The organism is Bartonella sp. AP57NXGY (assembly GCF_042195805.1).
GTDB lineage: Bacteria > Pseudomonadota > Alphaproteobacteria > Rhizobiales > Rhizobiaceae > Bartonella.
Genome location: NZ_JBHIOZ010000024.1, coordinates 10481 through 19446 on the forward strand (window position 1 = coordinate 10481; position 8966 = coordinate 19446).

Below are 8966 nucleotides of genomic sequence, written 5' to 3' on the forward strand. Positions count from 1 at the left end.
AAAACTTGTAATACATTGACTTAACGTGGTTAATTTAATCATTTTACCTTCTCTAAATAAGAAGCCAATGCAATATTTAATCACAACAATCACACCAGCAATAATAGTCTAACATTGCACTCTTCAAAATGATACAATACAATAAACTATGTTTATTTTTTTATATGCCTAAACGAGGAAAAATAAGTAAAAAAGTCTATGTTTTACAAATCATTAGAAGATACCATGTTGATAACAACACAAATAAAACTAAACTATCTCTTATATCTAGAGTACCATTTTACATAAAAAACGACTTTAATGGCAGCATAGGCTTCTTAATGATTTTGACCATAGCAAATAGTGTCTTTCCCCTATATCGTAAAGAACCTCAATGAAACAACCAAAAAAACTCCGTATTTCACGAACACAGATAAGCTTTTAAAATGAACAAATCCGTTAATGATGAAATAAATACATCACTCTATACAGCTGTAGCAACCATCGATGTCAGTGCCATTGTTGCCAATTATATTACTTTAGCCAAACGTGTAGCTCCAACACAATGTTCAGCAGTTGTAAAAGCAAATGCCTATGGATTAGGAGCTCACAAAATTGCTCCTGCCCTTTATCAAGCTGGTTGTCGCACTTTTTTTGTCGCCCAAATCAGAGAAGCACTCCAATTAAAAAGCATTTTACCATCAAATGTCACAATTGCCATTCTGAATGGACTTCCACACTTAGCAGAAGAGTTTGTCGCACAATCTGGTATTGTTCCTGTTCTAAACTCTTGGAATGCCATTGAAAATTGGCAAAAAATTTGTCAAAAAAAAGATAAAAAATTTCCAGCAATTGTTCAAATCGATACCCATATGAACCGATTAGGACTGGATCAAAAAGAATTACAAAAACTCATCAAACACCCTACAATTTTCGAAAAAGCAGAAATAAAATATATTCTTAGTCATCTTTCTAACGGAGAAGATGATACCCACCCATCAAATTATGCCCAATTGACTTCTTTCAAAACGATCCTTGCGCAATTGCCTGCTTGCAAAGTTTCCTTTGCCAATTCTGGAGGTATCTTTCTAGGATCAGATTTTTATTTTGATCTTGTTCGTCCAGGCATTGCACTTTACGGAGTTGATCCGCGGGGAAAACACCCATCACCTTTGAAACCTGTTTTAAAACTTGAAGCCCAAGTCATTCAAAGCCGCGTTGTTGATATAGGAGCACCTGTTGGTTATGCAGAAAGCTTTATAACCAACAGACCAAGCACTCTTGCAACCATTTCTATAGGCTACGCAGACGGCTGGCTCCGTACTCTTTCGAATAAAGGAACTGTTTATTTCAACGGGCACAAACTTCCCATGGTTGGGCGGGTTTCTATGGATTCCATTATTGTAGATACGACCGATCTTGAACAAAAACCTCAAACTGGTGACTGGGTAGAACTCATTGGTCCCCATCAAACACTTGAAAAAGTATCTATAGATGCCGATACCCTTCCCAATGAAATTCTAACATCTCTTGGCTCCCGCTATAAATACATTTACACATAAAAACTCTTTAAAAAAATAAATTGATAAAAATCATCATTTTAGAAAATTGAGGGGCTTTTACAAAAGATTTTACAACAATCAACCACACAGAATGGTCATAGACACCGTACATTCACAGAAATCTCAAAACAGACAAGTTGATGGACTGTTTTATGGAAGTAGCTTTCACCTAAAATACAAAAACTTAGCCTTTCCCCATAAATTGACAAAAAAGAATCTACTACAAAGTTTTTAAAATTAATTTCCCAATTAAAATCATTCGCTTGCATACCACAAGCTGAACTATGTGTAGATAAAAATGATTTAAGAAAAGAATAATGCCTCTTATGAACCATAGTGCCAAGAGCTATAACATTAGGCGCTGGCAAAGTGTATGATAGTGCCCAGCTTACTCCGTTATGAAGCGTAAAGATAGTGGGGAATCAATGGATTTACCCTTACACCATTCACGAGCGCCGTCGCGAAATGGGATTGGGAGCGAAGTGTCTCTTTAAAACAAACACGTGAATTAACAACTCAAGTATATTCTTTTTGGAGCGTTCTGTTTTACATGAGGATCATTCCCCCACTAAAGAACACAATAAATATAAAGTATGGAGCAATGTGTAATCCCCATTATTTAAAAAACATTGCTTTAAATGCTTTTGAAAGCCATAAAGCTGAATTAAGAGGAGATGACAAACTGAGGATTGATTTTCACCTTACGGCTTTACATTTTCCAAAATAAGATTGTCTTCCAGTTTCAAAGATTACGTCAACAGAAATACGCAATCCCCGCCCTCATCTGACAGACAAAAGCAGGAACTACTCATAAAGCTCTTTTTTTCTCAATCTCTGGCTCAAGACATGTTGCTGCATTAAGTTTGGATGTTGATTTACAGGCAACAGCTAAAGCACACGAGCTCTTAGGAAAACAGCGCCGTAAAGTCACAAACTGACTTGCAATGAAGTGGAAAGATGTGCCGGCTTTTATAAGACCCCTTGTAAAAAAAAACATAATACATTTGGCTTTGCGTTTGCTCATTCTGACAGGTGTTCTTACATATTTTTTCGTCATATTTACAAAAAGCAGATTAAAGAGAAATATTTAGACAATTCTTGACTCGAAAAGATGCAACAACAGAGTTTCGCGTGTCTTTATCATCAAAAACATTAAATTTGATTTTATTCTTTCTACAACCCGTCGTCGTCACCTTAGTGAGAAGTAGTATGTCACAACACATGCAACAGACGTGCCCCTATCCTCATAGGTTTTCACTCTCGTTTACATGAATTAGCTGGCTAAACCGATGCCGACTAGTCAAAAACCATGTCATACGGTAGAATGCAAAGGAGAGCATGCCTATTGCCGACAAAACACAGCTTTTTGTCGACTTTTTCGATTTTGCTCATGTTATAAAAAACAATGCAAAATTCTAGAAAATAGACAAATAATTCCATAGTAACATGATCAACAAGTACAAAACCCACACAAAATGTGTGGGCTTTTTTCGTTCATGCAAATAAACAAATTAAATATATATTTGTTATTTAATAGGTATTTCCCAATGGTGGACACGAACAAATGAGCATTCTGTCTCCCGCAACATTATCAATACGCGATACAGGAGGCCAATATTTATTGGCTGGATCAAGAGAACTGTTGGGAAAAGCAGCTTCTTGTCGCGAATAGGGTCGTACCCAAGCATCATCTAAAGTATCAGCCACTGTATGAGGGGCATTCACCAATGGATTATTGTCTTTTGGCCAAACCCCATTCCCAACTTTTTTCGCTTCTTCAGCAATAGAGAGTAAAGCATCACAAAAACGATCAATCTCTGCTTTTGGTTCTGATTCCGTTGGCTCAATCATTAAAGTTCCCGGAACAGGGAACGACATCGTAGGCGCATGGAATCCATAATCAATGAGACGTTTTGCAATATCATCAACACTCACCCCATACTGCTCTTTCAACACGCGTGTATCCACAATACATTCGTGAGCAACACGTCCATGCTTGCCCCGATAAAGAATGGAATAAGCAGCTGAAAGACGTGCAGCAATATAATTGGCATTTAAAATGGCTATTTGTGTTGCATATTTTAAGCCATCAGCCCCCATCATTCGAATATACATCCATGTAATTGCAAGAATAGACGCACTTCCATAAGGAGCAGCAGAAACCGCATGTGTTGTCCCATCCTGTTCATGACCTGGTAAGAATGGTTTGAGATGCACTGCAACTCCAATTGGTCCCATACCAGGACCACCACCACCATGAGGAATAGCAAATGTTTTATGAAGATTCATATGACAAACATCAGCGCCAATATCCGCAGGACGAGCAAGCCCCACAAGGGCATTGAGATTAGCACCATCAAAATAAACTTGTCCGCCATTTTCATGAATAATAGAACAAATTTCCTTAATGCTTTCCTCGTAAACACCATGGGTTGAAGGATAAGTAATCATAAGAGCAGCCAATTTATCTTTATGCAATTGCGCTTTCATCTTGAGATCGTCTACATCAACATCACCATCGCTTAAACATTTTACCACAACGACTTCCATCCCTGCCATATGAGCCGAAGCTGGATTGGTACCATGCGCAGATGCAGGAATAAGACAAACTGTACGTTGATGTTCTCCTCGTGATTGGTAATATCGTCGGATAGCCAAAAGCCCAGCATATTCACCTTGAGCACCAGAATTTGGCTGAAAAGAAACTTGCGCAAATCCTGTAATTTCACACAACCACGCATTTAACTGGTTGATCATCTCCAAATAACCCGCTGCATCCTCTTGTGAAACAAAGGGGTGTATATTGGCCATGCTCGCCCAGCTCACAGGCATCAATTCAGCAGCTGCATTAAGCTTCATTGTACAAGAACCAAGAGGGATCATAGCGCGATCCAGCGCCAAATCCTTATCCGCTAAACGACGCAAAAAGCGCATCATATCTGTCTCTGAATGAACAGCATGAAAAAAAGGCTGAGAAAGAAAAGCAGCATCCCGTTTTTTTCCAAAGAGTCGTGGAGAAACCTTATCAAAGAGTTGTGCCCCCAAAAGCTGCGCTAAAGCACCAGCATCTTCTTCTGTTGATAATTCATCAAAATTGATTGCAATAGTGTCATCATCGAGAACACGAATAAGGCGCCCACCTATTTTGGCTTGATGCGCAATTTCTCGCGCTTTTCCCTTAACAGAAATACTCACACAATCAAAAAAGCTTTTCCCTTCAACATGAATCCCTGCTGCTTCTAAACCAGCAACAAAACGACATGTTAAATGATGAATTCGCTGCGCAATTTCTTGTAAGCCTTTTGGCCCATGCCAAACAGCATAAGCGGTTGCCATATTAGCCAACAAAGCCTGCGCTGTACAAATATTTGACGTCGCTTTATCGCGCCGAATATGTTGTTCACGTGTTTGCAAAGCTAAACGAAAACCAACGCGTCCTTTGGTATCCACGGATTGACCAACAATACGCCCTGGAATAAGACGCGTTAACGCATCACTCACAGCAAGGTAACCAGCATGTGGACCACCAAATCCCATCGGAACGCCATAACGCTGCATAGTGCCAACAACGATATCTGCCCCCCATTGAGCAGGTGGCTCCTGAAGAGTAAGCGCTAAAGGATCAGCTACAACGATAACTAAAGCTCCCTTTTCCTTTGCCTCTTTTATGATCTCACTGTAATCATGAAAAGAGCCTTTTGTATCTGGCCAAGACAAAACAATTGCCGCTGTATCAGGATCAATTTCGCCATTTTGGCTAATCTGAATCCCTTGTGTTTCAGCACGCGTTTGCGCAACACTCAAAGTCTGAGGATGTAAAAGACTCTGAAGAGAAATTTTTGTTTTTTTCTCACGGAAAAAGCGAACAGCAAGGGCATTGGCTTCAGCTAAAGCAGTTGCTTCATCAAGAAGGGAAGCAGCAGAAACAGGCAAACCTGTTAGTTCACTAACCAATGTCTGAAAATAAAATAAAAGCTCTAAACGACCTTGGCTAATTTCTGCTTGATAAGGCGTATAAGCAGTATACCAAGCAGGATTTTCAAACAGATTTCGTAAAATAACCGGAGGCACATAAGTTCCATGATATCCTTGCCCAATAAAACTTTTGTGCACATGGTTACGCTCCATCATCTTGGAGAGTTCTTCCAAGGCTTGTCCTTCACTAGCAGCCTCTGGAAGATTCAGTGAACGTCCCAAATGGATAGAGTGTGGAACAGCTTGAGAAATAAGTGTCTCAACACAATCAAGCTCTAAAACATCAAGCATTTTTTGTGTTTCATCAGGACGCAGCCCAATATGTCGAGAAGAAAAAGAACGCTCGATCATGGTACTCATCCAATCAAAGCTTTATAAGCATCTTTATCTAACAACCCCTCCAGTTGTGTCTCATCCTGCAATGTCATTTTCCATAACCAGCCTTCTGTTTCGGGTTTCTGGTTTACCAGTTCAGGATTATCAGCCAAGGCTTCATTTATTTCGACCACTTCACCATCAAGAGGAGCATAAACATCTGAAGCCGCCTTCACTGATTCTACAACAGCCGCCGCCTCTCCTTTGGAAAGTTTTGTTCCACTTTGTGGTAAATCAACAAAAACCAAATCCCCTAATTGCTCTTGCGCATAATGCGTAACCCCAACAGTCACCATTTGCCCTTCAACGCTAAGCCATTCATGGTCATGTGTAAAATAAGTTTTAGACATAAAAAATCATCCTTTAAAATAACGTTGTTCAACAAAGGGAAGAGAATGAACTGATAATACAATCTTTTTGCCTCGCAGTTCTGTAAAGACTTGTGTCCCTTCAACTTTAAAATCAACAGGAACGTAACCCATCGCGACAGGACCATCAAAAGAAGGACCAAAACCACCTGATGTTACAATGCCAATCTCATTACCTTGATCATCAAGAAGCACCGCACCGGCACGAATAGGTTGACGCGTTTGCGGTTTTAATCCAACACGACAACGAGCCGGTCCTTTTTGCAGTGCTTCAAGAAAAGCCTTTGCACCATAAAATTGTGCTTTTTCTCGAACACTTTTAGGAACAGCCCATGTTAGAGCCGCATCAATAGGTGTCGTATCAGGGGTAATATCATTTCCATGCAAACACAGCCCCGCTTCCAACCGCAAGCTATCGCGTGCGGCAAGTCCAATCCACTCAACACGAGAATCACTCAGCAATTTTTCAGCCAACATATGCGCATGCCCTATAGGCAAAGCAATTTCAAAACCATCCTCTCCCGTATAACCAGAACGCGTTATAAACCAATCCTGTTGTGGTTCGAATCCTTGCATAAAGAACAATTCATTCCCTGGTAAATCGGCATCAGCAAGAACAGCTGCCGCTTCAGGACCTTGAAGCGCAAGCAATACCCTTTCAAGGGCAATCACTTGACATTCAAAATCAACCGCACGCTTTTCCAATTCTAAAAAATCAGCCTGTGCATTCCCAGCATTGGCGACCAACATAAAACGACCCTCTTCCAAACGGGTAATGATAAGATCATCAAGAATACCAGCCTGCTCATTAAGCAAATAATTATACCGTGAATGCCCAATCTTTAAAGCTGCTGCATCAATGGGAAAAGCATAGGACAAAAATTCCACAGCTTGTGCCCCTTCAACCGCAATCAATTTCATATGAGAAATATCAAAAAGTCCTGCATGTGCACGCGTATGAAGATGCTCTTTTAAAACGCCAAGAGGATAAGTTAAAGGCATGTTCCAACCCGCAAAAGCACCAAATTTTGCTCCTGCGTTTTCATGCAAATCATATAAAGGAAGTGTTTTTAAAAAAGATGTTTCTTGTGCTGTGCCCATAATAACTCCAAAGCTGCGCTAACGCCCACAGAATATGGTCGTCTCTGCCCCCTCTGTCATCAACCTGAGAGACTCGCGAAAAGATTTTTCGCTTACACCTTCGGCGCGGGTTCTCCCGACTTTCCAGATCTGCCTTCTTCCTTTTACGGTCCTTAAAGCCTGAGAGATTATGGGCTATTTCCCCTTCGGCGGCAATGCGAAAATTTGCAATCTGCACTCTCCCGCAAAAGAATGAAAGAAACGATAACGCTCTTTCCAGCATATTTAAACCTATAGCCTATCTTCATCACACTGTCATTAGTAAAGTGATGAAAATGTTCTCATTTTAAAACTTGCATAAGCTCCTTCAAAAGATTTATAATAGTGCCCTTTTGAACCTTACAAAAATTGCAAGCAACACATTTTAGGAAATTTAAGACAAAAATCAAAAGCTATAAACAAAAATACCTCTTGAAAATCATGCAAAACGTCACACACTAAAAAGATCGCAAAGCAATATTCTTTCGCGCGCAGTTCAACCTTAAAGATAGGGTTTCATATTCTTTTTGAGAATAAGGACTTCAAATATTTTATAAGTATGATTTTAATGCACAAGAAGTAGGTTTTCTGCTTTCTCAATAGTGTCATAAATAGCGACTATTTACAGACTAAAACTACCGAACAAAGGTGACAAAATACTCATGAAAGCTGGTAATATCTCTTACAATTGCGAAAATGATCTTCCAAAGCAAATTGCTCTTTTTCCTTTAGAAGGTGCACTCTTACTACCCGGTGGTTTTTTATCACTCAATATTTTTGAACCAGAATCACTTGAAATGATTGAAAATGTTATGGTAACTGATCGTCTATTGGGCATTATTCAACCACTTTCATCGGATACAGATCGCTTCTCTACACAACTTTATAAAACAGGCTGTATAGGGCGCATTACAAACTACAGTGAAACAGGAAACGGACAACTGTTCATTATCTTACAAGGTGTTTGCCGCTTCACTTTAGAACAAGAATTGAAAAACACAAAATCCTATCGAACAGCTCTCATCCAATCAAACATAAAAGACTTGCAAGAATTTGATATTGAAGAAAGCATTAACCGAGAGAACTTACTCGACGTTGTTGAAAAATATCTAACCATCCATGAAATGGAATATAATTGGAGCAGCATCATAGAAGCCCCTACGCCTATATTGGTTAATGCTTTTTCAGCCCTTATCCCCTTTACACCAGCAGAAAAACAAGCTCTCCTTGAAGCTCCAGATATCGAAAGCCGTGCTCAAACTCTTCTTGCATTAACAGAACGCTCGCTCATGAAACAAACAGGAACAGATTACCGCTTAAACTAATGAATGTCCAAACATGAAAAAAATGACCACAGATCCCAAAATGCTCGAATTGCTCGTCTGCCCAATGACGAAAGGCACGCTCTCTTTCAACCGAAAAACACAAGAGCTCATTTCTCTCAAAGCCAAACTTGCCTATCCTATTCGTGATGGCGTTCCCATTATGCTTGCCTCAGAAGCGCGCCCTTTGCAAAACAATGAAGAAATAACGCATAAAAAATAAAAAATCCTCATGCAATTTCCCTCTACAAGCCCACTGTTATCAA

The 8966-nt window shown here is 39.7% G+C and carries 6 protein-coding genes and 1 riboswitch; of the genes, 3 read left to right on the plus strand and 3 right to left on the minus strand.

Features of this window, described 5'->3' with window-relative positions:
* The first annotated feature begins 425 nt into the window (after nt 1-425).
* Complete coding sequence (gene alr / locus ACFIL8_RS04345) at nt 426-1541, plus strand: alanine racemase (RefSeq protein ID WP_375612295.1); 1116 nt, start codon at nt 426-428, stop codon at nt 1539-1541.
* 1530 nt (nt 1542-3071) lie between these two features.
* On the opposite strand, the gene gcvP is transcribed toward alr, so the two are convergent.
* From gcvP to gcvT, 3 genes are read right to left on the minus strand one after another with little or no spacing between them, the layout of a single operon-like run.
* Nucleotides 3072-5867 carry an aminomethyl-transferring glycine dehydrogenase gene (gene gcvP, locus ACFIL8_RS04350; protein WP_375688997.1) on the minus strand — a complete coding sequence of 932 codons (2796 nt, stop codon included), beginning with the start codon at nt 5865-5867 and terminating at the stop codon, nt 3072-3074.
* Between the two features lie 5 nt (nt 5868-5872).
* Nucleotides 5873-6241: a glycine cleavage system protein GcvH gene (gene gcvH / locus ACFIL8_RS04355; protein WP_375638777.1), complete on the minus strand. Its 369-nt coding sequence runs from the start codon at nt 6239-6241 to the stop codon at nt 5873-5875.
* A 6-nt stretch (nt 6242-6247) separates the two neighbouring features.
* A complete protein-coding gene (gcvT, locus tag ACFIL8_RS04360) occupies nt 6248-7360 on the minus strand; it encodes a glycine cleavage system aminomethyltransferase GcvT (RefSeq protein WP_375638775.1) in 1113 nt (370 codons plus the stop codon).
* A 136-nt stretch (nt 7361-7496) separates the two neighbouring features.
* A riboswitch (glycine riboswitch) is annotated at nt 7497-7594 on the minus strand.
* A 446-nt stretch (nt 7595-8040) separates the two neighbouring features.
* Between gcvT and ACFIL8_RS04365 the strand changes: the two genes are divergently transcribed.
* Nucleotides 8041-8703, plus strand: coding sequence for an LON peptidase substrate-binding domain-containing protein (locus tag ACFIL8_RS04365; protein WP_375610818.1), 663 nt, complete (start codon nt 8041-8043; stop codon nt 8701-8703).
* A gap of 13 nt (nt 8704-8716) precedes the next feature.
* Nucleotides 8717-8923, plus strand: coding sequence for a Trm112 family protein (locus ACFIL8_RS04370; RefSeq protein WP_273791466.1), 207 nt, complete (start codon nt 8717-8719; stop codon nt 8921-8923).
* The last annotated feature ends 43 nt before the right edge of the window (nt 8924-8966 follow it).

Excerpts from the sequence above, each read along its gene's own strand:
- alr (WP_375612295.1), top strand. The coding sequence starts at position 426 with ATGAACAAATCCGTTAATGATGAAATAAATACATCACTCTATACAGCT.
- gcvP (WP_375688997.1), bottom strand. The coding sequence starts at position 5,867 with ATGATCGAGCGTTCTTTTTCTTCTCGACATATTGGGCTGCGTCCTGAT.
- gcvH (WP_375638777.1), bottom strand. The coding sequence starts at position 6,241 with ATGTCTAAAACTTATTTTACACATGACCATGAATGGCTTAGCGTTGAA.
- gcvT (WP_375638775.1), bottom strand. The coding sequence starts at position 7,360 with ATGGGCACAGCACAAGAAACATCTTTTTTAAAAACACTTCCTTTATAT.
- ACFIL8_RS04365 (WP_375610818.1), top strand. The coding sequence starts at position 8,041 with ATGAAAGCTGGTAATATCTCTTACAATTGCGAAAATGATCTTCCAAAG.
- ACFIL8_RS04370 (WP_273791466.1), top strand. The coding sequence starts at position 8,717 with ATGAAAAAAATGACCACAGATCCCAAAATGCTCGAATTGCTCGTCTGC.